At 32.9% G+C, this 23,567-nt stretch carries 26 protein-coding genes and 3 pseudogenes; 13 read left to right on the top strand and 16 right to left on the bottom strand.

All coding sequences use genetic code 11. The features are described from left to right. On the top strand, positions 1 to 525 hold the full coding sequence (locus AAGD29_RS03770; protein ID WP_341758579.1) for a BPL-N domain-containing protein: 525 nt from the start codon (positions 1 to 3) through the stop codon (positions 523 to 525). Here AAGD29_RS03770 and AAGD29_RS03765 read toward each other — a convergent pair. Next, positions 522 to 1,559: an IS630 family transposase gene (locus tag AAGD29_RS03765; protein ID WP_341758578.1), complete on the bottom strand. Its 1,038-nt coding sequence runs from the start codon at positions 1,557 to 1,559 to the stop codon at positions 522 to 524. The two genes, AAGD29_RS03770 and AAGD29_RS03765, sit on opposite strands and share 4 nt — an antisense overlap. Positions 1,560 to 1,600: 41 nt before the next feature. On the opposite strand from AAGD29_RS03765, the gene AAGD29_RS10245 reads away from it, so the two are divergent. The 3 genes from AAGD29_RS10245 (at position 1,601) to AAGD29_RS03760 (ending at position 3,356) form a co-directional block, all read left to right on the top strand. Next, entirely contained in the window at positions 1,601 to 1,885 is a 285-nt protein-coding gene (locus tag AAGD29_RS10245) for a BPL-N domain-containing protein (RefSeq protein WP_410521187.1), read from the top strand. A gap of 491 nt (positions 1,886 to 2,376) precedes the next feature. Then, positions 2,377 to 2,592: a S16 family serine protease gene (locus tag AAGD29_RS10240; protein WP_410521175.1), complete on the top strand. Its 216-nt coding sequence runs from the start codon at positions 2,377 to 2,379 to the stop codon at positions 2,590 to 2,592. Between the two features lie 80 nt (positions 2,593 to 2,672). After that, on the top strand, positions 2,673 to 3,356 hold the full coding sequence (locus tag AAGD29_RS03760) for an HD domain-containing protein (protein ID WP_341758577.1): 684 nt from the start codon (positions 2,673 to 2,675) through the stop codon (positions 3,354 to 3,356). Here AAGD29_RS03760 and AAGD29_RS03755 read toward each other — a convergent pair. After that, positions 3,307 to 4,632 carry an MFS transporter gene (locus AAGD29_RS03755; RefSeq protein WP_341758576.1) on the bottom strand — a complete coding sequence of 442 codons (1,326 nt, stop codon included), beginning with the start codon at positions 4,630 to 4,632 and terminating at the stop codon, positions 3,307 to 3,309. The two genes, AAGD29_RS03760 and AAGD29_RS03755, sit on opposite strands and share 50 nt — an antisense overlap. Positions 4,633 to 5,185: 553 nt before the next feature. On the opposite strand from AAGD29_RS03755, the gene AAGD29_RS03750 reads away from it, so the two are divergent. The 5 genes from AAGD29_RS03750 to AAGD29_RS03730 all read left to right on the top strand — a co-directional run bounded on the left by AAGD29_RS03750 (position 5,186) and on the right by AAGD29_RS03730 (position 11,758). Beyond that, entirely contained in the window at positions 5,186 to 6,583 is a 1,398-nt protein-coding gene (locus AAGD29_RS03750) for a hypothetical protein (protein WP_341758575.1), read from the top strand. Between the two features lie 21 nt (positions 6,584 to 6,604). Beyond that, on the top strand, positions 6,605 to 7,225 hold the full coding sequence (locus AAGD29_RS03745) for a hypothetical protein (protein ID WP_341758574.1): 621 nt from the start codon (positions 6,605 to 6,607) through the stop codon (positions 7,223 to 7,225). Between the two features lie 94 nt (positions 7,226 to 7,319). Continuing rightward, on the top strand, positions 7,320 to 8,990 hold the full coding sequence (locus AAGD29_RS03740) for a tetratricopeptide repeat protein (RefSeq protein ID WP_341758573.1): 1,671 nt from the start codon (positions 7,320 to 7,322) through the stop codon (positions 8,988 to 8,990). A 6-nt stretch (positions 8,991 to 8,996) separates the two neighbouring features. Then, entirely contained in the window at positions 8,997 to 10,385 is a 1,389-nt protein-coding gene (locus AAGD29_RS03735) for an MFS transporter (protein WP_341758572.1), read from the top strand. A gap of 41 nt (positions 10,386 to 10,426) precedes the next feature. Next, positions 10,427 to 11,758, top strand: coding sequence for an MFS transporter (locus tag AAGD29_RS03730; RefSeq protein WP_341758571.1), 1,332 nt, complete (start codon positions 10,427 to 10,429; stop codon positions 11,756 to 11,758). Here the strand turns inward: AAGD29_RS03730 and AAGD29_RS03725 are convergent. Further along, complete coding sequence (locus AAGD29_RS03725) at positions 11,676 to 12,401, bottom strand: HD domain-containing protein (RefSeq protein ID WP_341758570.1); 726 nt, start codon at positions 12,399 to 12,401, stop codon at positions 11,676 to 11,678. The two genes, AAGD29_RS03730 and AAGD29_RS03725, sit on opposite strands and share 83 nt — an antisense overlap. A 518-nt stretch (positions 12,402 to 12,919) precedes the next feature. Between AAGD29_RS03725 and AAGD29_RS03720 the strand changes: the two are divergent. Then, positions 12,920 to 13,303 (top strand): annotated as a pseudogene (locus AAGD29_RS03720) (helix-turn-helix domain-containing protein). A gap of 55 nt (positions 13,304 to 13,358) precedes the next feature. On the opposite strand, the gene AAGD29_RS03715 reads toward AAGD29_RS03720, so the two are convergent. The 5 genes from AAGD29_RS03715 to AAGD29_RS03695 form a co-directional block, all read right to left on the bottom strand. Next, positions 13,359 to 13,754, bottom strand: a complete 396-nt coding sequence (locus AAGD29_RS03715) for a D-Ala-D-Ala carboxypeptidase family metallohydrolase (protein ID WP_341758569.1) — start codon at positions 13,752 to 13,754, stop codon at positions 13,359 to 13,361. Between the two features lie 14 nt (positions 13,755 to 13,768). Beyond that, entirely contained in the window at positions 13,769 to 14,059 is a 291-nt protein-coding gene (locus AAGD29_RS03710; protein ID WP_341758568.1) for a hypothetical protein, read from the bottom strand. 7 nt (positions 14,060 to 14,066) lie between these two features. Next, positions 14,067 to 14,270, bottom strand: coding sequence for a hypothetical protein (locus AAGD29_RS03705; protein WP_341758567.1), 204 nt, complete (start codon positions 14,268 to 14,270; stop codon positions 14,067 to 14,069). A 74-nt stretch (positions 14,271 to 14,344) separates the two neighbouring features. Next, positions 14,345 to 14,680, bottom strand: coding sequence for a DUF2793 domain-containing protein (locus tag AAGD29_RS03700; RefSeq protein WP_341758566.1), 336 nt, complete (start codon positions 14,678 to 14,680; stop codon positions 14,345 to 14,347). A gap of 8 nt (positions 14,681 to 14,688) precedes the next feature. Continuing rightward, positions 14,689 to 15,363 (bottom strand): hypothetical protein, encoded by a 675-nt coding sequence (locus tag AAGD29_RS03695; RefSeq protein ID WP_341758565.1) that lies wholly within the window; start codon positions 15,361 to 15,363, stop codon positions 14,689 to 14,691. Positions 15,364 to 15,513: 150 nt separating this feature from the next. Between AAGD29_RS03695 and AAGD29_RS03690 the strand changes: the two genes are divergently transcribed. Next, positions 15,514 to 16,404 (top strand): IS982 family transposase, encoded by an 891-nt coding sequence (locus tag AAGD29_RS03690; RefSeq protein ID WP_341757407.1) that lies wholly within the window; start codon positions 15,514 to 15,516, stop codon positions 16,402 to 16,404. On the opposite strand, the pseudogene AAGD29_RS03685 reads toward AAGD29_RS03690, so the two are convergent. The 5 genes and pseudogenes from AAGD29_RS03685 to AAGD29_RS03665 form a co-directional block, all read right to left on the bottom strand. Beyond that, positions 16,326 to 17,195, bottom strand: a pseudogene (locus AAGD29_RS03685) (phage tail protein). The gene AAGD29_RS03690 and the pseudogene AAGD29_RS03685 overlap by 79 nt on opposite strands. Beyond that, positions 17,196 to 17,417 (bottom strand): transposase, encoded by a 222-nt coding sequence (locus tag AAGD29_RS03680; protein WP_341757360.1) that lies wholly within the window; start codon positions 17,415 to 17,417, stop codon positions 17,196 to 17,198. Between the two features lie 18 nt (positions 17,418 to 17,435). Further along, positions 17,436 to 18,199 (bottom strand): IS5 family transposase gene (locus tag AAGD29_RS03675; protein ID WP_341757317.1). Its coding sequence is split into 2 segments (ribosomal slippage): positions 17,436 to 17,864 and positions 17,867 to 18,199, totalling 762 coding nucleotides; the frame shifts between segments, so codons are not numbered across the junction. A 59-nt stretch (positions 18,200 to 18,258) separates the two neighbouring features. Beyond that, positions 18,259 to 19,089 carry an IS630 family transposase gene (locus AAGD29_RS03670; protein ID WP_341758564.1) on the bottom strand — a complete coding sequence of 277 codons (831 nt, stop codon included), beginning with the start codon at positions 19,087 to 19,089 and terminating at the stop codon, positions 18,259 to 18,261. 47 nt (positions 19,090 to 19,136) lie between these two features. Next, the gene (locus AAGD29_RS03665) at positions 19,137 to 20,150 is read right to left on the bottom strand and encodes a glycoside hydrolase TIM-barrel-like domain-containing protein (RefSeq protein ID WP_341758563.1); all 1,014 of its coding nucleotides are present in this window, start codon (positions 20,148 to 20,150) and stop codon (positions 19,137 to 19,139) included. A gap of 39 nt (positions 20,151 to 20,189) precedes the next feature. On the opposite strand from AAGD29_RS03665, the pseudogene AAGD29_RS03660 reads away from it, so the two are divergent. Both AAGD29_RS03660 and AAGD29_RS03655 read left to right on the top strand, forming a co-directional pair. Next, positions 20,190 to 20,561 (top strand): annotated as a pseudogene (locus AAGD29_RS03660) (IS630 transposase-related protein). Then, positions 20,525 to 21,043 carry an IS630 family transposase gene (locus AAGD29_RS03655; RefSeq protein ID WP_341758101.1) on the top strand — a complete coding sequence of 173 codons (519 nt, stop codon included), beginning with the start codon at positions 20,525 to 20,527 and terminating at the stop codon, positions 21,041 to 21,043. Before AAGD29_RS03660 ends, AAGD29_RS03655 begins: the two are co-directional and overlap by 37 nt. A gap of 519 nt (positions 21,044 to 21,562) precedes the next feature. Here AAGD29_RS03655 and AAGD29_RS03650 read toward each other — a convergent pair. From AAGD29_RS03650 to AAGD29_RS03640, 3 genes are all read right to left on the bottom strand, one after another. Next, positions 21,563 to 22,777 carry an FAD-dependent oxidoreductase gene (locus tag AAGD29_RS03650; protein WP_341758562.1) on the bottom strand — a complete coding sequence of 405 codons (1,215 nt, stop codon included), beginning with the start codon at positions 22,775 to 22,777 and terminating at the stop codon, positions 21,563 to 21,565. A 219-nt stretch (positions 22,778 to 22,996) separates the two neighbouring features. Further along, positions 22,997 to 23,212 carry a hypothetical protein gene (locus AAGD29_RS03645; protein ID WP_341758561.1) on the bottom strand — a complete coding sequence of 72 codons (216 nt, stop codon included), beginning with the start codon at positions 23,210 to 23,212 and terminating at the stop codon, positions 22,997 to 22,999. 48 nt (positions 23,213 to 23,260) lie between these two features. Then, positions 23,261 to 23,425, bottom strand: coding sequence for a helix-turn-helix domain-containing protein (locus AAGD29_RS03640; RefSeq protein ID WP_341758560.1), 165 nt, complete (start codon positions 23,423 to 23,425; stop codon positions 23,261 to 23,263). Positions 23,426 to 23,567 lie beyond the last annotated feature (142 nt).

Below are 23,567 nucleotides of genomic sequence, written 5' to 3'. Positions count from 1 at the left end.
ATGAAGAATAATATCATATACTTGTATAATGATTTAGGAGTGTCTATCGAATCTATTAAGCACATTATGTATACATTAAAACAAATTGTTTTATCTAACTATAAAATACATTTCATTAGTGCCTCAGAAATTATAGAAAACAAATGGTCAAATCAAGCTGCTCTATTAATAATACCCGGCGGGAGGGATATATATTATGCTAAACAACTTAATGGTAAAGGAAATAAAGCTATAAAGAATTATGTAGAAAACGGAGGTAATTATTTAGGTATTTGTGCCGGTGCGTATTACGGTTCAGGATTTGTAGAATTTGATAAAGATGGTTCTTTAGAAGTTTTAGGAGAAAGAGAATTAGCATTTTTTCCCAACAAAACTATCGGTCCTGTCCTTGCAAAATACAATTATGACGATAATAGTGGTGTACGTGCAGCATTAATTAAGTTAGCTATAGACGATAATTCTTTATCTAATAAAATTATGATTTATTATAATGGAGGTTCTTATTTTGTAGATATACTCAATTAACCTGAAGAGTTGGCAAAATGATTAAAAGTTATAGTCTGAAATTGGTCAGTTATAAGAGTAAGCAAATTACCTTTGTATTTATCAATATTACCAAAAAATCTATCTATAGCTTCTGAGAATTGAGCAAAATTATGGTAAAATTTATTATTTGTTACAATTCTATGCATAAATTTCCATAATCGTTCAATCGGATTAAGATTAGGGCTATAGGGAGGTAAAAATACTAATTCTATTTTGCTATTTACTAGATACTCCTTTACTTTCTTTGACTTATGATACCCAGCATTATCACAAATCAAATATATCTTCTCTTTATTAGGATTTTCTGCTTCTAATTTTTGTAGAAAATTGATTATATAATCACCGTTTACTTTAGGATTATCTGTGCTAACTAATTGCAAATCAGATAAATTAATTGCTCCTATTAAATGCTTCCTTTTCCAGCCACTAAATGTTGGTAAAGTTTTATTTTGATTCTTTCTGATCCAACCATAACGGGCTTTTGTTTGATACTGAGGATGAACGCTATCCATAAAATATATAGCTTCTTTAGCCTTGAGATTACCTTTTAACAAACTATATTCTAGCTTAAATAGTTCTTGCTTATCTACATCAAGCTTGCCGGGTACGATCTTTGGCTTTTTATATACAAAGCCTAATCTCCTTAATAGCTTTGTTACTCCTGCTATTGTATAGGCAACACCGTATTTTTTTTCTATGTAATTGCTAATATCTTTGGCATAAACATAATTACATACTTCTAAATGCTCTATTAACTCTTTCTCTTCTAGCTCACTTAGCTTACTTGCACTACCACCGTTAGCTGTCTCTAATTTATTAAATTTTTGATAATCTCTTATATGCTTTCTTATAGCTTCTTCACTTAACAGCAATGCTTCTGCTATTTCTCCATAGCTCCAACCTTTATCATACAGTAAAACTGCCTTAATTCGGTCACATACTCTCCTATCTCGTTCATTACCATGACGTGACTTCAGTACCGTTCTTTGTTCAGATGTTAAAATATTTCCCATAATCATATTCTAGCTTCTTTCTTCTCTTCCTTCAACTCTTCATTTACGAGCAGTATACTCAATTATATAAAAATATAATTACTATTGCTTACTATCAATTTTCAGACCAATCAGTTTTACCAGCAGTTTTAAAAATCAAATATGATAAGGGAAATGTAATTTTATCTGCCGTACACTTTGAGTATTCCTCAAAGTTATTAAATATGGAGGATAAATTTCATGCCCAAATTTTATCTGAATTAGAACAAAGTGAATTTGATAGAATTAAATTCGCTGGTGTTATTTTTAAATATTTAGGGTTGAAATCAAAAATCAAATGTAAATAACTATCCCATATGCTAAATCTCTGCTTTGAACGGTTCATAAAAAGATTCCCTCTTCTAATGGGAATCCTTTACCAATGCCAAGAATAATGTTTTCTTTATATGCTACTACAAAGTAAAATAGTTATATTGAAACAATTTTTAATGTTCTAAAGAATAAAATGAATCTTGAACATACAAGGCATAAGCCTACTATAAATGCTTTAGTCAATATATTATCAACTCTTATCGCTTATTCACTAAAAAAAATAACCTTCAACAAAACTTGACTTTAAATATGCATATCCACAACATCCTTATCCCAAACTAGCGTGTGGGAGTAATTGCGTATAATTTATTGTATACTCAATTAACCTGAAGAGTTGGCAAAATGATTAAAAGTTATAGTCTGAAATTGGTCAGTTATAAGAGTAAGCAAATTACCTTTGTATTTATCAATATTACCAAAAAATCTATCTATAGCTTCTGAGAATTAAGCAAAATTATGGTAAAATTTGAGTCAAGAAAAACTATCGGTAGCAGTTAGAGATAATATTAATACAGTGATCATACCTAGAGCCAACAAAAGAGATGTTGCTAAAATACCAGCTGAGATTAGGGATGTATTAACCATCATCCACATATCCCAGCTAGCGAATTATTGGATATTATTTTTATGGATAAGAAACTGTAATTTATACAACAAGATTAGAAAATATGCATATTTTTAAAAATAAAAAGTAGTAAATGCTTTGAGTAATAAAAATTTTAGTTTATTATAACTTTATAATTAAAAATATTATGATTTTCTATGGAAGAGATAAACTATTGGGATAATTCACAATACCAGTATTGTGCATATGCTGAGAGGTTGCTTAATGAATTAATTTTGCTAAATACAAAAGTAAAGCAACCAATAGACATTGATGTAGTAAAAAAAGGCATCTACTATGCTAAAAAATATCATGGCAGTCAAATGAGGCAGTCCGGCGAGGCATATTACTCACACCCAATAGAGGTGGCATATATGGTTGCCCAGTACACGGCACTAAAAATTCCAAAATATTTCAGAACTGACATGATTGTTACCGCATTACTGCACGATACCATTGAAGATACAAAACTGACCGAACCCCCCATGATTGCTTACATCTTTGACAGTCAAGTGGCTAGTCAAGTAGAAGACCTGACTAGAGTTAAGCCTCATGGCAAGATTAGCTCGGCAGAAACATTAAATATATTATTTCAACAAAAAAAACATGATGTAGCACTGATTAAACTTTTTGATAGAAAGCATAACTTGCAAACAATTGGAGCTAAATCTCTAGAGAAAGTAAAGAAAATCATTGAGGAGACTATAGAACATTTTATAATAATCTCTACCTATCTTGAAATGCCACAAATAAGCAATGACATAATTAAACTTTGTAAAGATAGTCTAGGTATCAAGTTACAGTCGAGTCATAACTACCAGTTACCTTCTCTAGATTTATGAAATGTAATAACCCAATCCCATATAATGTGATTATAGGGAGCATAGCAACTAACAGTCCATAATTACCCAAATATTCTATAAGGTAAACAATTCCAAAAGAAGTCACTACATACATTAATGCACGGGATATAGCAAATGTAAAGCTAGCGTAAGTAAAACGTTTAAAAACAGGAAAAGCTTTGTAAAAAATAGGGCTAGCTGGAAATGTACTAGGGGCAAATGCAGCTGTTAGTGCTTGAATCATGAATATACCTCCTACAGTATTAATATTGTTTAGAAGAAAAGGATACACTAAAACCAAAGCAAAAAATATTATTGACTGTGTTTTTAAAATTTTTAGAGGATGTATCTTATATGCTAAATATGTAAGTGTGATAACTACTAGTAGATCTACCATAGAAACTAAGAAATTGTGATGAATAACTTGCCCAGCATCAAAATTAAAAGAATTCCTCATACTATTGCTACAATAGATATAAATAAAATAAAACCACACAGGTTGTCCTAGTTCCATAAAAAAATATGATATTGCAGTTTTCTTACTAACTCTTTCTTGAATAACAGGATTAGCAACTAATGATTTTGTATTTATAGTAAACTCTTCGAAAGTTTTTTTTATCCGTCGTTTCGCGTCAGCAAATTCTGGCGTTTCTCTAAGTGCTGTTCTAGCTACTACACCAATCATAGCGATGCCTGTTCCAAAAAAGAAGATCATCCGCCAGTTAAAACCATAACTAGTAAATAAAGAAGCAATAGCTAAGGCACATACTGCACCTAGACTTACACTTACCATTATTAATGCTACTACCAAATATTGTACTGGTGATTTTTGAATAAGTTCTGTTAAATAAAGTTGTGCTCCTACCACTTCTCCCTTAGAAGAAATACCTTGCATAATACGGCATATAGTAACCACATAAGAAGCAGTAACACCAATTTGAGCATAAGTAGGAAGATTAGCCATCACAAAACAAGACAAGGCCATCATAAAAGTTGTTATAATAACAGTTGCTTTGCGTCCTACATTATCACCTATCCAACCAAAAATTAAAGCTCCTACTGGTCTTAAAACGTATGTTGAACAAAAAGTAAAAGCCATCATTAGAGAGGCTGTATGAGGATCAGTCGATTCAAAAAACAACTCATTCAACAATACTGCCATGTGTACATAAAGCGTCAAGTCAAAATATTCCAAAAAACTACCGATTGATAATAACCCAACAGCTTCTTTTTGCTCTTTCGTTAGGCTTCTTTGTTCTTGCTGGTATCCTATCATTTATTTACCTTACTATATTATTTATATAATAACCAATGTCTTACATGTCATTCCCGCGTACTATGTCATCCCTGCGAAAGCATTGCCCGCGTGGATCACTAGTATGTCATTCTTAGCAACGGCGGGAATCCATAATATCTAATAGCCTTTACAGGCTATTTTTTTAGCCCCCTGCCTACGCAGGGGTGACATCGGGATTGTTAAACCTAATGTCTTACATCGAATTGAGATATAACATATATATTGATGATTTGGTTGAACGATAGCAAGAAAAAATAATACAGAAAATTGAAATAATAAATCTTAGTTGTAACAATATCACGGTTCTATAAACAAATTAGAAGGGGGAAAAGAGATATTTGGTAAAAATATAGGCTTAAGATCAAAGAGATGTTGACTATCAAAACTGCATAGCATTCTAATAAATTATTAAAAATAATCTTTGCAGAGAAAATAGTTAAAAAATAATAATATTTATAATTAAAAAATACTTGACTATTATTTTAGAATTGATTCTAATTAAAATTATGGCAACATAAATCAACCTATTAGCATGGCAAAATATAAAATGGCTGATGATTTTGATGATAAGAATATGGGCAAAGAAGACTCTGCTTATTTTACTCAGTTTGAGAATGTTATTAATGGGATCAAATCTCAGCTGCATACTACTAACCCAGCTGAATTAGCTAGACTCAATAGTGCTATAAGTATTTTGTTAGCTAGTAATCTTCCAGCAAAAATACTAAAAAGTTTGGAATCTTTACAAGCTGCTGTTGCCAAAGAAGAGCAGCGTGCTGAACAAAATATTGCTTACAGGCAAGAAGAAAAAAGCAGAGAAGCAGTTGAGTTACAAAAGCAGATAGATTTTTTAGAAAAGGAGGCTGAGAGGCTAGAAGCTGAGCGGTTATTAGCACAGTTTCATCAAGCAGGCTCTAGGTTAGAAGAACAATGTGCAGAGTTTAACAAAAATGCTGATGCATATTTGACCGCAAGGAAAAGCTGGACAAATCAGTTGCACGATGTGGTTAAAGATCTTAAAGATGGCAAAGATGTAGAAAGTGAACTGCAAAAACTGGTAAAGAGCGAAGATCAGATTAAAAAACAAAATACAGAATATAAAAATTTACTTGAACATCGTGATAAAGTACATGAACATTACGATGGAGTAATGAAGCACGATGAAAAATTAAGAGCAGAGAAGGTAAGGTTAGAAAAGGAAGCTGAGAAAGAGAAACAAAAACCGAAAGAAATCCATTCACCAAGTGTGTTTGAAGAAGTAACGCAAAAAATAAAAGATCAGGATAAGAAAATTACGAATTTTGCCCCTGTTGTGGAACAAGCTCAAAAGCAGAAAGATGAGGTGGATGCTAAGGTTCAGGAGATAGAGGAGGTGAATAAGCTGTATGTTGCAGGTATGGAAGATATTAATAAAGAAATTGAAAAGTCTGAACATATTACTCCTGAAAAACGTAAGGTACTCAAAAAATTTACTACTTTGATTAAGAATCAAGAGGAAGCTATTACTGGTAATGGAATAGTTAATGATACATTACTTCGTAGTGAATTTACCGATAAAACTAAAAATGCAGAAAATTTAGAACCTGAAATAGCAGGAACTAACGCACCATCTTCCCCCTCTAAGCTAACTGAAGTAGCAAATGATAAAATCCCACAAGATTCTAAAACTATTGACCAAAAACAAGATAAAACACCAACAACCAATCTTAATAAAACTCTTAAAGACGAATCACATAAGCTTGGGGATAAAATAATACAAAAATTAGGATATGATGAACAGGTGGCAGTAATGAATCAATTATCAGAAAAACACTTAGATCAGCATATTACTAAGGGATTATCTGAGGCAAAGGCTGCTGTTCCTCTAAAACCTGTGCCAACTCCTAATCCCAAATTTACTACTCTACACAAGGATGACAAACAAAGGTAATCATTAAATAATAGGTAAATTATGGCAAAATCAACAGACTCATTAAAAAATTATATAGACCCAAAAAGAACTATGTTACGTACTAGTAATAATTTATATGAATATGCTGTATCTCAATTAGAATTAATAGAAGGGGTACAGGAAGAACAAGGATCAACATCTAAGGTCATAAATGCTTATAAAGCAGTAGGTGGTTATTTAAATCAAGCTTTGTTATTTGGAAAAGCAGAAGCAGCCTCTGGACTTGCTTATCTTTATCGCGAAGGTTTAGGAGTAGAAAAGAGTGAATATAAGGATAAACTTCACGTATCTATTGGAGCTAAGTTAGGTGATCCTTCTTGCAAAGAATTATTGCCTCAACGAGATCATAAAGATGTTGCTTCGGAAGCTGAAAAATGGGTAAAATCTATTAAAGATATTACCACAAGATATCCAAACAAGAAGGCAGAAATTACTGCGGCAGATATAGTTTGGGCTAACGGAGTATTAGAATTCCATTGTCAACAATTTCACTCACATCAGGGAGCGTCCTCTTCCCAGCTTAATGCTTCGTACGAAACTCCTGATACATCGTTTGACTCGGAAAAAGATACCTCACTAATTGGAAGTACTAAGCTTCATGTCTGTTGTGAAATTATATAGTATCAATTCCATAAATCATCATCCCCTATGCCAACTTGACATAGGGGCAACAACATCGAGGGAATACCTACAATCACGCAACATATGGCAAGCTATGTCGAAAGAGAATAATTACAGTGATTTGACTAGACTAGATATTCTTCTAGGTGAGCTTGGGGTTATGGTATTAAGAAAACATCATAAAGAAGCTCTTAAATGTTGCGATGAAATACTTAAACTAACGCATGATGAGGCGTGTATTTATTATATATGGTGGTATAAGGGGCGTATATATACAAAGATGGGGCTTTTTAAAAAGGCATATGATTGTCGGAAAAAAGCAATAGCATTAGACTCAGTAGATGCTGAGATTCATGATAATGAGGTTCATGATTTAGAATTTCTAGCAAATATTACTTATACGAAATGCTACGACACAATAAAAAAACGCTATGCTGATAATAAAAGCAAAGAGGTGTTAGAAAAAAGTAAAAACTATGCTCTAAAAACCCTTGATCTGTGCTTAAATGAAAAAGAGCGTTCATGTTTTAATAAAGGATGGAACTATAGTGATCAGAAATTATACTTAGATGCTATAAATATCTATGATAGAATTATATCGCAATGTGCTGATGTACAGTTTATACACTTCAAAGCTTTAGTATGTAAGGCAAGCTGTTTATTTAAATTAAGTAAATATGAAAAAGCATTAGAATGTTGTGAAAAAGAATTAGAATTAAAACCTAACGATGTTGATTCTTTGCTTTCTAAAGCACAGTGCTTATTTACACTAAATAGATATGAAGAAGTAATTAGCTGTTTAGATATAGTATTAAAGTTAGATAAATGTAGTGAACTTAATAAGAAGTGGGGTTTAGAATATCAAGCAAAAGCATATTTTAGACTAGAAAGATACAAAGAAGCATTAGAATATTATGATAAACTTTTAATTATTACGTCTTCTGCAGATTCTTTGAGAAATAAAGCAATATGCCTGATGGAATTAAACAAATTTGCAGAAGCATTTTACGTAATAAACGAAGCATTAACACTTGCTCCTCAAGATATACTAATATTACATAGTAAAGCATGTTGTTTAAGTGGTTTAGAGAAATATGAAGAGCTGTTGGAAGTTTGTAATGAAATAGCAAACAATCCTGAATATAAAAATGATCCACAAATTCTTGAATATAAAATATTAGCTCTATTAAAATTAGAAAGGTATGATGAAGCTATTACTTGCGAAAACAACTTATTAATAATGAATATTAACGATACTAAGGTTTTAGGATATAAAGCATCAACTCTGTACAAATTAGGTCAAAATGCAGAGTCAATAAAATATCTAGAGCGGGCTATTCATCTTGATCCAACAAATAAGGAATTAAATATAAGGTTGGCTTTATCACAAACTCTTCACTTAGAAAGTGAAGGAAAAATAGACAAAGCACTAATTGCGATTAATAAAGTACATGAACTCATACCCGATAACACAGCTATTATGGTGTATAAAGCACGTCTTTGTAATGCTGTTGGCAAATATTCTGAAGCGATTAAATACTGTAATAAAGTAATTGATAGAGAGCCATTGTTTATGGATGCATGGCAAGAAAAGGGCATAGCTTGTTCTAAATTAGGGGATGAAAAAGAAATGGGTATAATGTATTCTGCATTAGTGTCAAAATTAGATTTATTGAAATCACAAAATCAAAAGGACGCTACTAATTTAGCAGCTATAGTAAATTTTCCAACTAATATTAAAGTCAAACACAACAGTGAGATTTAAACAACTATGAGCAAATTTGTACGAGCAGATGGCAGGGTTATCCATCCCCAAACTAGTCTAACGAGAGAACAAAAACAAGCTATTGGTTTACTCTCAATCGGCACGTTCTTAGAGTACTTTGACTTGCTGTTATACATCCATATGGCTGTACTTCTTAATGAGTTATTTTTTCCTAAAACCGATCCGCATACGGCCACTCTTCTTTCAGCTGCTGCTTTTTGCTCTACTTACTTACTTAGACCATTTGGTGCATTAATATTTGGTTGGATAGGCGATAATATAGGACGAAAAGTATCTGTAGTTATTACAACTATGATGATGGCAATATCTTGTTTTGTAATGGCTAATCTACCAACTTTTGCTCAAATAGGAATTACTGCAGCTTGGTTGGTAACAATATGTCGTATTGTACAAGGTATGAGTTCTATGGGGGAAATTACAGGGGCTCAATTATATCTAACAGAATATCTAAATCCACCGGGACGATATGTTTCTGTAGCTCTTATAAGTCTCTGTGCTTCTATTGGTGGTTTTGCTGCTTTAGCTACAGCATCTTTTGTAACTTCTTATGGTCTTAATTGGCGATTGGCTTTTTGGTTTGGTACAGCCGTGGCATTAGTTGGCATGGGTGCTAGGACAACTTTACGAGAAACGCCTGAATTTGCTGACGCTAAACGTAGGTTAAATAGAACTTTGCATAAGTCAAAAAATGCTGGAGCTACTGTTGATCTTGACCATGTAATGCAAGATACTCTTGAAGTTCAAGAAAAAGCTAGTTGGAAAACAGCTGTAAGTCTACTGTTAGTAGATAATATATGGCCTGTACTGTTTTATTTTGTTTATATACATTGTGCCAATATTTTAAAATATTCGTTTAGCTACACAGCTGAGCAAATTATTCATAATAATTTTATTGTTTCAACGGTGTTTCTAATTAACGTTTCTTTTGTGGTATATTTAAGTAGTAAACTACATCCATTAGTTATACTAAAAATGAGGTTAATTGTAGCTTCTATATATTTTCTTGTGATGCCATTTTTATTAAATAACGCAGACACTGCCTTTAAAATATTGATAGTGCAATCTTTAGGGGTGCTTTTTGCATGCGATGCAACTCCAGCTAATGCAGTATTCTTCAAGCATTTTCCAGTATTTAAACGCTTTACTTACGCTAGTGTGATATATGCTGCGTCAAGAGCCTTAGTGTATCTTATTACGTCTGTCAGCCTTGTCTATTTAACAGAGTATTTTAGTCAGTGGGGGTTGTATTTTATTACAATTCCAATAATTGTTGGTTGTGTATATGGTTTGTCACATTTTATTAAACTTGAGAAAGATGCTGGAAATTATCCTCAGAGAATACCAAATGTTGATTTTACGGCAAAAGCTGTGTAACTATAGGTAAATGATAACATAACAAAGAGAGTTAAACAACTATGAGTAAATTTGTACGAGCAGATGGTAGGGTTATATATACTCAAACCAGTCTTACTAGACAACAAAAAGAAGCTTTTGGGTTGCTTTCTATTGGAACATTTTTAGAATATTTTGATTTGATGCTTTATGTGCATATGGCTGTACTTCTTAATGAGCTGTTTTTCCCAAAAGAAGATCCTCAAACTGCTAGTATTCTATCAGCCACAGCATTTTGTTCTACTTTTATTTTTAGACCAATAGGTGCTTTAATATTTGGTTGGATAGGGGATAATTTGGGGCGAAAAGTAACAGTCGTGATAACTACTCTTATGATGGCTATTTCATGTTTTGTTATGGCCAATTTGCCTACTTATGAACAAATAGGAATTACTGCTGCTTGGTTAGTGACCATATGTCGTATGGCACAAGGTATGGCATCTATGGGAGAAGTGACAGGAGCTGAATTATATATTACCGAAATGACCAAGCCACCAATACGGTATTTCCTTGTAGCCCTTATAGGTACAGTAGGGATTGTGGGTACTGTGTCAGCTTTAGGGATAGCTAGCATTGTGACTTCTCATGGCTTGAATTGGCGTCTTGCTTTTTGGGTTGGCATGGTTATAGCAGTGGTTGGTTCAATTGCTAGAACTACATTAAGAGAAGCACCAGAATTTATTGATGCAAAACGTAGAATTACAGAAGCATTTCAACATGCAAATAAAGATTCATCCTGCTTAAAGCAGCACACAATTTGGAAAGAGAAAATTCCCAAAAAAACATTATTATCCTATTTCTTAATACAATGTTCATGGCCTGTAATTTTTTATTTTGTATATATTTATTGTACAAATATACTAAAAGACTTATTTCACTTTACTTCTGCCCAAATCATTTTCCATAATTTTATTATTTCAATAGGACATTTATTGGGGAATTTTATCTTTGCATACCTAAGCTATAAAATATATCCATTAAAAATTCTTAGAACATTATTTATAATATTTACTATTGGTATGTTATGTTCACCGTTGCTATTATCAAACATAAAAACCCCTTTTCATTTATTACTAATTCAGTTGTTTTTTATCATGTTTGGACTTAGTGAATCCCCTGCTATGCCAATCTTCTTTAAACATTTCCCTGTTTTAAGACGTTTTACTTGCAGCAGTTTCTCATTTGCTTTATCACGTGCTTTTATGTACGTTATCGTTTCTTTTGGACTTTCTTACCTAATACAACTATTTGGTAATTATGGATTATTAGTGATTATGATACCAAATTGCTTAGGATATCGTTGGGGATTAAGTCATTTTGAAAGGTTAGAGAAGAATGATGGAAATTATCAATAATAGAAATTTGTTGTTTATATGTAGTTTCAGACCCTAGTTGTTTACACAAACTTCTTAAAGCAATTTCTAATTCTATAATGTCTATGTGTTGAGCAAAGAGCAAAAACTCCATTACAGTTTCCTCAATGATCTTCCTAGCTTTTTCCGGAGATTTAACCCCAACTGTTTGCAAATTATGAACCCGATCAAATAATTTAATTAATGCTACATCATGTTTTTTTTGCAGCCATAACGATTCCATAATTTCCGCCGAGCTAATTTTGCCGTGAGGTTTGTTCCTGCTTAAGTCTTCTACTTGACTAGCAACCTGATCCCCAAAAATACAAGCTATCATTTTTTCGCTAAGTTTTGTATCTTCGATGGTGTCATGCAGTATGCTGGTAACAATAATGTCAGTGCGAAAAATATAATCAGAGATCATATATGCTACCTCTATTGGGTGAGAATAATAAGGCTCACCAGACTGCCTCATTTGGCTGCCATGATATTTCTTGGCGTAATAAATAGCCTTTCTAACCTCATCAATATCTATGGGTCGGTTTACTTCCTCATTAATCTTACGTAATTTGTCCAGTAACCTAGTAGCATATTGACAAGATTCATACTGTGAGTTGTCCCAATAATTAATCTCTTCTTCTTCCATAAAAACCCTAATATTTTAAATCACTATACTAAATTAAACTAAAAACTAGAATATTACTAGGAATTTATTATATTTTTTTAAAAAAGATGAATATTTTTACATTTTATTGTTGTATAAATAGACAGCTACTCCCTTTATATTCATGTAGTTCATAATAAACTATTAAACTAAAATGTCACTACTAATCTATAGCTATAATATTTACATTAATATATTTTTAAAAACTGAACAAAATATTTAGATAGGTGCTGACTTAAGGTTATAGAAAAATCTAGCAATTACACTATTGTAGGGGCTAAGCTAGGTGATATAGTTAAGACCATAGGATTAGGTGACAAAGAACATAACAATTGTAAATTGTCATTCCCGCGTAGGCGGGAATCTAGATACCTGCTTTCGCAGGTATGACACAAAATTTGTATCACCTAATTCAATAGGTTTCACTATAGTACTTGTTTAATGGTGTTTCAGGAGTATACTATACAAATCTATAACGATGTTTTATCAAGGAAAATAGAATGGCAAGAAAAAACCAATACATAAAGCAAGTTGATCAACTTATTGGAGAAAAAATTTATACTTTGAGGTTGGCAAAAGGTTACGCACGGCAACAACTTGCTGATTTAATTGAAGTAACCCATCAACAATTATAAAAATATGAAAAAGGCATTAATAGAATATCCACAGGTAGATTAATGCTTATCGCCAAGGCATTAGATAAAAATATTGATTATTTTCTTGAAGGGTTGGGAAATACAGGTAGTGCTGAATCAGTACTTACCCAACACCAACTTATATGTATTGAAGTATCAAGAAATTTTATGAAAATTCGTAATTCAAAACATCAACAAGCTATTAATATTTTGATACATTCACTTATAGTACAAGAAACGTCGGAGTAATTTTATCAGTTTTTAAGAGCAAAAGAATATAACGGTTACTTGAACTGTGTGTTCTTTAATAAAGAAAAATCGTTTGTTTCAGGTCTGTATAATCAATCCGTCTATCCAAATGGGTGAAGTTTTTGTTGATGCCGATAGACCAGCCTAGCTGCCAAGCAAGTGAGATAAGGTTTCCTTTAATGGTATTGTCTGAAGTAGCTACATCAATAGCACAGCAGCCGCTAAAGCCATAACGTGGATAGTCGTAGATGTGGAAAGAATTTGGTACACCGCCGATCTTGCGGTTGTATTCTTTAGAACGACAGGCTGAGGTAAGCTGCATGGGGCAGTTAAATTTGCTACGTAAGGTAACTAGTTTTTCAGCAAAACCTGCCGCTAAAATGATTTGACCAGTTTGCCTGCATGCTAGCTCTTGGTGAGTAAAGTAGGGTAGGTAGTATTTGTTGTTCATAGTATTTTTATTATTTATTTAAATAAGATTATCTTTACACCTTCCCACAAGGTTACAGCTGCTGTCCCTATGGTTACTGAAATTATAGCCCGTATCAGCATGTGACTTGATTCTTCTGAGCGTTTGCGAAGTTTCCTTAAAAAATGAAAATCACATTGTACTTCTTGTTGATTGTCCATATCTGCACCAAAGGACTTTAAAGCACTTATCACGCCTTTCTCTATGGCTTTTTCAAGATGTACCTCTATACTTAATAATATTTCTCTTCTTAGGGCTTCACATATGCGTTTTTCTGTGAATCTCATGAGAAGCTTATTTTTGACGTTTGTTTTTTTTACCGCCTATAGGACTGTTAGTAAGAAACCGTAAGACAATATTGACAAGGGATACAATTGTGATAGTAATTGCGGTTTGATGATCTTCTGATACTTCAATAGCATGCTCACTAGTAAGCCAACTTGCTGCTATTGCGACCATATTGAAGGTAATAGTTTTAAAACCTTGTAGTATGTTCATAATAATTTCTCATTAGTTGTTATTGTTTAGATTAGAATTTTGGTTGAAGGTTAGATTTAGATTGGGAATTTGGACTATGATTTTATCCAACTATTTCCATCGAAGCGGTATTTGCTGCCATTACTATCAAGTGTTACTTCCAGCCATTTAGGAGCAGTAATAAACTTCCAGCCAATCTCCAACTTTTGGGCTATTTTGTTTGCATGGCTGATAAACTCACCTTGAGGATTTTGACTAACTATGTACAACTGTCCAGCAATTGCATCTTGAGGCGGCACAGTTACTTGAGTAGCTTCTACCACTGGATTAATGAGGATATCAAGTAAAGTTAGTGCTTCGTTATGAGTAATCTCCTTTTGTGCCTGCCCACTATGGATATATGGTAGCTTTAACCTAGAAGTGTAAGACATAGTAATTTTTAGAGTAACATTAAAGTTGCCCCGTAGCCTCTGCCGATTTGGCTGGAGAGTTGGTAAATGCTGGCATTTAAGTTTATCGGTAGTTCTGATGCATCGGCAAAATCAGCTGTTTGTGCTTGTTTGCTATATATAACATTTGGGCTTGAGGCTTCAAGGGTTCTAATAACATTATTACCACTTTTAATATCAACCTGATATTTTTCAAACTCTTCGCCAAGTGGTACATCAACATAATCACGCCATTCACTATCTATTCTACTCCGTCTAATCCAACTGATAATAATGTTACCCTGTTTATCTTTTTCAGACTTGGTATGCACTGGTGCAAGAGGTTTAAGATTTCTAGCCATAAACCTGCTCTCTATAGTATTAGTTTCACCAAATGAACTACCGACTGATACGGGTTTGTAGAGTAACTTCTGACCAATTAAGTGATGATTTAGATTAACTGCCATAACTGCTGAATTTAGAAGAACAAATTTATCTGCAATTTGGTGTTTATTAATAGCCCATTCTGTTCCTTGTCTACCTCTCAACAATTTTGTTAACTTATATTTATGATCACCAATTAATTCAGCGTTTTGGAATTGTACTAGCTCATCACCTATTAGAGCGGCGTTTGCCCCATTTAGTAACGCAAGTTCGCTGACGCTTGATAATGATCCATAAAGCAATTGTACAATTATTTCGTTATGACAATCAAAAATTACTGTATATACGTCAGTTTGGGATAAGATATAGATGAAATAGTAATAGATAAAAGGATTGTCAAAAAGGAGTGCCTGCAGTATTTATATTTTTAAACAAAAAAACAAACTACAGGCATGAAAAAAGATATCACAGAATTATATAGTTTTATAGATGATTTTTGTAAAATTTATTTGGAGTATGAACAGAGAAAGTTATTACCATCAAATAAGCAGAGAAATCGCTGTTGTAGCATGAGTTTAAGTGAAATGTTAACAATAATAATTATGTTTCATACATCCTATGCTAAGAATTTTAAATTTTTCTATAAAAGTTATATAGAGTGCATGCATAAGGATGATTTCCCTAAAGCCTTGAGTTATAATAGATTTGTTGAATTAATGGCACGATTATTCATACCGCTAAATATGTTGATTCATTTGTTGTTTGGTGAGGAAACAGGTATTTATTTTATTGACTCTACAACGATTAAAGCTTGTCACAATAAAAGGCGTTATAGCAATAAAGTTTTTAAAGGATTAGCCAAACATAGTAAATCCTCTATGGGGTATTTTTATGGTTTTAAATTACATGTAACAATCAATAATAAAGGGGAGTTTATGGCATTAAAAGTGACCAAAGGCAATGTAGATGATAGGATTCCAGTACCGGAGTTAACAAAAAGATTAACTGGAATTATAGCAGCTGATAAAGGTTATATTAAGCAAAATTTGTTCTTAAATTTATATGAAAGAGGCTTAAAAATGATTCATGGAATTAAGAAGAATATGGAAAATAAATTAATGGATTTGAAAGAAAAAATCTTACTTCGAAAGCGTAACTTAATTGAAACAGTTTTTGATTATCTAAAAAATAAAATGAACCTTGAACATACTAGACATAGATCACCAATAAATGCCTTTGTCCATATATTATCTACTCTTGTTGCTTATTCATTAAAGAAAAATAAACCTTCAACAAAATTTGATTTTAATCTACATGTTCTCAATATCCTTATCCCGAATTGACGTGTATATCCAAAAGACAAATGATTAGTTACCACGCCCATAACTGAGGGGACAGTAGTAGTTGCTAGCAATTTGTAATCATAACCATCATCCCTACTATTATATATAGCTGTTCCTTGCCAGTTGCTACCATCAGGCACTATGGCTATGCGTAGCATTGGTTGGTTTGTCTTAGCATCAGTTGGCAGCGTAGGCATCTCTATTAGCTCCATGATGGTTGCAGCTAATGGTTTTGGTAATTCATAATTTGACGTAAGATAATTTGTGTTGCTATGAAAGTCATACATCGCCATATTAAAGCTAGTAGCAAAAATCTTCATCAACCCTGAACGCTGCATATCGGTTTTAACAATTCTTAACTGATGCTGCACTTGATTATTTTCTGCTTTACAGATAACATTGATAATATCTGTTGGTTCTAAAAAGCCATATTGGGGAGGCAAAGTTAGTTGGTAACTAATTCTCTCCTGCCAAGCATTGTATAGGGTAATATAGTGAAACCTATTGAATTAGGTGATACAAATTTTGTGTCATACCTGCGAAAGCAGGTATCTAGATTCCTGCCTACGCGGGAATGACAATTTACAATTGTTATGTTCTTTGTCACCTAATCCTATGGGCTTCACTATATCAGCAATTTGTTTGGCTGATTGATCATCTAACACTATTGGTAATGAAAAATTTACTTGTTCTGTGGTTTGAACTGCCTGCCGTTGTGATTGGACAGTGACTAAATCATAATTTTGTTGGCAGTCAATATGAGTAACACTTACTTTTTGTGGTATACTCAATTAACCTGAAGAGTTGCAGAAATGGTTAACGGTAATAGTTTGGAAATTATCGTTTATTAAGGTACGTAACCTATCTTTATAATCACCGATGTTGCTAAAAAATTTGTTTATTGCTTCCGAAAATTGTTCAAAATTATGATAAAATTTATTATTAGTTGTAATACGGTGCATAAACTTCCATAATCTCTCAATTGGGTTCAGATTTGGACTATATGGTGGCAAAAATACTAGGGTGTGTCATCAATTGAGCCAAATTACCATGGAAGCCATATAAACAGCACCCAAAAAGTTCTGAGATGTTTTGTCATATCGTGTTGCAATAGCTCTATATTGCTTCAATTTTGCAAAAAAGTTCTCAATCAAATGCCTAGCTTTATATAGGTCCTTATCATACTTAGCTGGATTCACACGATTCTTCTTTGGGGGAATCACAGCTATACATCCCTTATCTTTCAGCTTATCTCGCATACGTACATCGGCATCATAAGCCTTATCAGCAAGTACAGCATCCGCTTTCGTCAATTCATTCATCAAAACATCAGATCCTTGCAAATCATGAGCTTGACCCGGGGTAAGATGGAATCCCGTTGGATTCCCTAGAGCGTCACATGTGGCATGGATTTTAGTACTCAGCCCCCCTTTACCTCGTCCAATTGCTTGGTCATCATCTAACTCTTTTTTTTAGCACCGGCACTATGTTGATGAGCCCTAACAATGGTTGAATCAATCATGGCATACTCGTTATCAGCATCTTCAGCCAGCATCTCAAAAACCTTTTTCCACACACCTGTCTTGCTCCACCTTGAATGACGTAGGTGAATCACTCGAAAATCTCCAAAACGTTCAGGTAGGTCTCTCCAAGGTATACCAGCCCTATATCGATACAAGACTGCTTCTACAAATAGGCGATTATCCTTGGCTGTTACACCAACAGACTCTTCCCTTCCAGGTAGCTTATCTTTAATCCGATCCCATTGATCGTCACGTAGAGCATATCGACGCATAGAGAAAATTTATCCTTAATTTTTTCTCTATTACACAACAAATAAACGCTCCTGTCAACTTAATTGATGACACACCCTAGCTCTATTTTCGTATTTACTAGGTATTCCTTGACTTTCTTGGATTTGTGGTAACTAGCATTGTCACAGATTAAATATATTCTCTCCTTGTCACTATTCTCCTCTTCTAACTTTTGTAAAAAATTAACTATCTGCTCCCCATTTATTTTGGGGTTCTCTGTACTTACTAACTGCAAATCGGCTAGGTTAATAGCACCAATCATGTGCTTTCTTTTCCAGCCACTGAATGTTGGTAAGGTTTTATCTTGGTTCTTTCTTATCCAACCACACCTTGCCCTTGCTTGATACTGAGGATGAACACCATCCATAAAATATATAGCTTCCTTATCTCTGAGATTCCCTTTTAGCAAACTGTAGTTTAACTTAAATAATTCTTGCTTGTCAAAATCCAGCTTAGCCGGTACTATTTTCGGCTTCTTGTAAACAAATCCCAGTTTGTATAGTAATTTTGTTACTCCCGTTATCGTATATGTCACACCATATTTGTTCTCAATGTGATGCATAATATCTTTCGCATAAACATAATTATTTGCTTCTAGGTGAGTCACTAATTCTGTCTTCTCACCATCACTTAATTTGCTTGCACTACCCCCATTGTCGGTATTAAGCTTATTGGCTTTTTGATAATCAACAATATGTTTTCTTATCGCTTCGTGGCTCAAGAGTAGTACCTTAGCAATCTCTACATTACTATACCCATCGTCATACATCAAAACTGCCTTAATACGATCACGTATGCGTCCGTCTCGTTCTGTCTTATGACGTTCCTTCAACTTTTCTCTTTGTTCTTCTGTCAATACATTCTTACTCATAATGTCCTAAACTTTATAATATCTCTCCTATCTTTGCAACTCTTCATTTATGAGTAGTATAGCTCTAACTCCTGAGTAATGCTTATTTCTATAGTAGTTTTGGTATCTATACCTACTGTAAGTAAATTATCTTCTTCTATATCTATGCTACTCATAGATTCAAGTCTTAGCATAAACTTAAGGATACCATCACTTTCTACTACATCAAAAAAATAGGCACTTTGCAGTTGTTCTATTGCTTCTCTTGCCGTTATATGCTGATTGATAATATAACCATAAACGTCTTGGGTCAGTCTAGACACATCATAATCAGTAGGTTTTAATCCAACACTTGCTAAAATTTCAGCAATAATAGCTCCAAGGCTTGAAGCTCCCAGCTTACCGTTAATCCAGTGACCAGTTGGCCATAATATTCCATCTTGCCATATGCTTTTAAAGTCAGGCCAAAAAGGGAAAGGTCTTGCGTCATAAGTCCAAACAAATCTTTTTGGTATTAGTTGCTCACAGCCTTCTTTAGTATTACGTTCTGCTAGATAATCTAGTGTGGCATTTAGTGCATGACGTTGAGCTAAAAAATTTACTCTACCTTTAGAATTTCTAGGAAAGTACGACTCAACGGAAGTCGGGTCATAAAATACATTAGGCTGATTAGTGCAAGCATCTACTGACGGAAAACCAAATTCAGTAAACCATATAGGCTTCATCTTCGGCTGCCAGCTAGTAGCTCCACCATCCGGGTTATGATGTACAGTTGTCCACCAATGTTGTAAATTTTTCCAAGCATATTTATCAGGGGTTTGTGGTGATTCAGCAGCAAAATAATGTTTTTGCTTCCTTTGCCAGTCCCAATAATAGTCCCATCCTTCACCACTTTCCCAGCCTTTTTTAATAAGCTCTTCGGTAATCTGAGAATATGGCAAGTCTTCAGTAAGCGGAAAATAGGCATCAATACCGACAAAATCAATGTTTGGACTAGCCCAAAGTGGATCAAGATTAAACCAACCACCTTTTGTATGATGGTATTCTGTCCAATCAGCAGCATATGTTATAGTGAAACACATTGAATTAGATGAGTTTATATGATATAAATAAGAGAAAAAATGTCAACAAGCCCATATAGTCGAGATTTAAGAGAAAAAGTAATAAATTATATAGAAAAAGGTAATAGTCAAAGATCTGCTGCTAAGATATTTGATATACACGAGAATACAATTAGTCGTTAGAAGGTAAGGAAGAAAAAAGAAGGAACAATATTAGCAAAAGTAAGATTAGGATTTAAAAGTAAAGTTGACAAGCAACAATTAGAAGATTTTGTCAAAAATAATTCAAATATTACGCTAAAAGATATTGGTAAGAAATTTGGGATTACAGGCACTCAAGTTGGAAGAATATTAAAGAAGTTAGGCTATAGTTATAAAAAAAAACCTTTAGCTATTTGGAAGCAAGTGCAGAGAAACGATCTGAATATTTAGAAAAGGTCAGTAAATATGACAAAGAGCAAATGGTATATCTTGATGAAAGTGGTATAGATAGGACTATTTGCCAAGATAGAGGTTGGGGTAAGATAGGAGAATTGTTGCTAGGACAAAAAAGTGGTAAACAGTATCAAAGAACTAATATCATAGCTGGTTTGGTAAATAATAAGCCGATAGCCCCTTTTGTGTTTAATGGAACTTGTAATACAGAACTATTTAATAATTGGGTTGAGAAGTTTTTAATTAAAGAATTAAAAGCAGGACAGGTTGTAGTACTGGATAATGCTAGTTTCCATAAATCAAAGAAGACGAAAGAATTAATAGAATCAGTAGGTTGTAAGGTTATTTTTTTACCCCCATATTCACCAGACTTAAATCCAATAGAAAAATTTTGGGCTAATATGAAAAAATGGATTAAAAATAAGATAACAGAAACTAGTAAATTATTCGAAGCTATTTCTATGTTCTTTGTCACCTAATTCAATGTATTTTACTATACAATAAATAACCTAGCCTGAATATTGCATGATGACAGCAATTTTCTATCGTGTAGGTCTTATACTAAAAGGCATGCAGGTCGATTATCTAAAAATACACTTTGTAAATTTATATTTTTTATAAAATTACTGTATTTCCTGATATTATCAATACTTTGTGGGTATTGTGATAATTGATCGTGCAATATTCAGGCTAGTGATTTTATTATCTAAAATTATAATAGAAACTTTATACCTAGTGTAAGCAATTGTATATAAAACTAAATACCAAAATAATATGCCTAATATCATATTGCTATAAAACATTACTTTTGGGTTAGAAAAAAAGCCCATAAAACTCCAAAAATATAAAACAAATTGAGTAGTCCAAACGTTTGGTATATTAACAATTTCAAACAACAAGATAAAAAGTTGAATTTTGACTATCTATTTGATTTGTACAACTAACTCTGATATCATACTTACACTATCTTTCTGATAGACTCAATTGTACACCTAGGATTATTTTTTTACTTTACTTGCATCAATACCATAAAAACTCCTTGCTCTCTCAACTATCAGATCAAACTGTTCTTCATTGGGAATTTGTGGTGTAGCTCCTTCAATAAATGTTCCACCAATAGCTCCTATATCACTAGCATTACTGTTAGGTAAATGCTTTGGATGCATGTAAAAATACCAACTTACTTCTTGCCCAAAATTAGTTTTTCCCTTACCTAAATCAATTGAAATTACATATTTCATATCTTCAGGATTTTGATTTTTTAACATAATTAAATGTCCTTGACCAGGAGTCATTGCATTATCATTGTTAAGTTCTTTAGCACCAAGACCAGTACAATCTAATATATATTTAGTTTTAATTTCTGCAAAGTTTTGAATTTTATTTTTAATAAAAGGTACTTTCTTATTTTTTAAATAAGTTGTTAGACTTGTCATCATTTTTGGCACATTGATCAGAATTCCATCATCGTAAGCCACCATCTTTCTTGTTGTGCCAGTGCCAAAATCAAGTATTACGTCTTTAGGTGGTTGCATCACTCCGGCAGTTACATAAGGCTCTAAATTTATTTCCTCCTTATTTGTTAAATAAGTTGGTATTATAGCAGCTCCATCAATAAAATTACTCTGTTGTTTCTTAGCAATGGCAGAATAAAATTTATAAGAATTGATACCTATTGTATTCATCAAAAATTTTGTCGATGAATCCTTATAAGAAGGAGGCATAAACATTGCTCCAGCATCATTAGAATCTAGCTTATCAAATTGGTCAGCAATAATAGTAATATTATATCCTTTTTCAATCAGATCATAGGCAGTAAATAATCCTATAATGCCTGCTCCAATAATAGTAATGGGAGTATTGGATTTTAAATCATTAGCATATTCTGATTTTTGCAATAACCCATTAACATAACCAACAGATCCTGGTGCTAATGTCCAACCACTACCACCATGCCCATAATTATGGGCAATAACTTTATCACCTAGTTTAGTAACAGTCATATTTGGTATATCATGTCTCATAGGGCGATAACATATAATTTTTTGACCAAGATTATCAGGAGCTAGTTTTAGTGGGACAATTCTTCGTATTTCAGATTGAGGTTGAGCGTACACCGTTGGTAACATAAATATTAGAACCATAGCAAAAGATTTAACACCTACTATCATGTTGCTATAAAACATTACTTTTGGGTTAGAAAAAAAGCTCATAAAACTTACCAATTAGATAAAAACCGTAATTATTTAATAAGCAAGTTATATCATGATTATTCGATTAGTAAAAGTTTTTTAAAAGGGCTTTTTTTGAAATGGTACTTTTGACGGGGTTAATATTACAAAATGCTAAAGAAATATTAGGTTATTTTTTATTTATTACAAACTCTCATGCATTTCCAGCTATAATTATTTCTGTTGTTCTAAATGTTTCTCTTACCTATATATCGCTGTTAGTCTTTTATCTATCGTGGTATTTTTCAAATATGGGGCAAGTAGCTTATCATTCATCCTATATTCTAAATAGCCTATCTCATCATAACTATTATCGTTAATCTCTACCATTCCATGGCTATTTAGCTCTTTTATCTCTGGACTTATCTCTTTTAATACATGTGTTTGACACGTCTTATATAATTGCTTAGCTAGCATCTTTTATATTCTCTGCTAATAGCTGATGCAACATCGCAAGATATTCATCTAAACTGGCTTAGCTTTACTATATTTAGCTAATTCAAACTTGGTTGCATCACTGCGTATAACTTTTTTAACAGTATTTTTTGATATATTAAGCTCTTTGGCAATTGCTCTAATTGCCTTGCCATCAACATGATACATTTTACGTATCTTTGAAATTGATTCCACGATAAACACTCCCTAAAAACTCCTTAAAAAAATATTTAAAATATTAATTTTTTGGAGATATTGTTACTTTTTTAGAGGGGTCATTTTTCGTTACAATCTTTGCTCTAAAGGGGTCAAAACCTGATTACAATTTACAAAGGTG

The sequence above is a fragment of the Candidatus Tisiphia endosymbiont of Ditula angustiorana genome, assembly GCF_964026425.1.
Lineage (GTDB): Bacteria > Pseudomonadota > Alphaproteobacteria > Rickettsiales > Rickettsiaceae > Tisiphia.
Note: the sequence above shows the minus strand (reverse complement) of the source record. Positions and strands in the feature narration are given on the sequence as shown.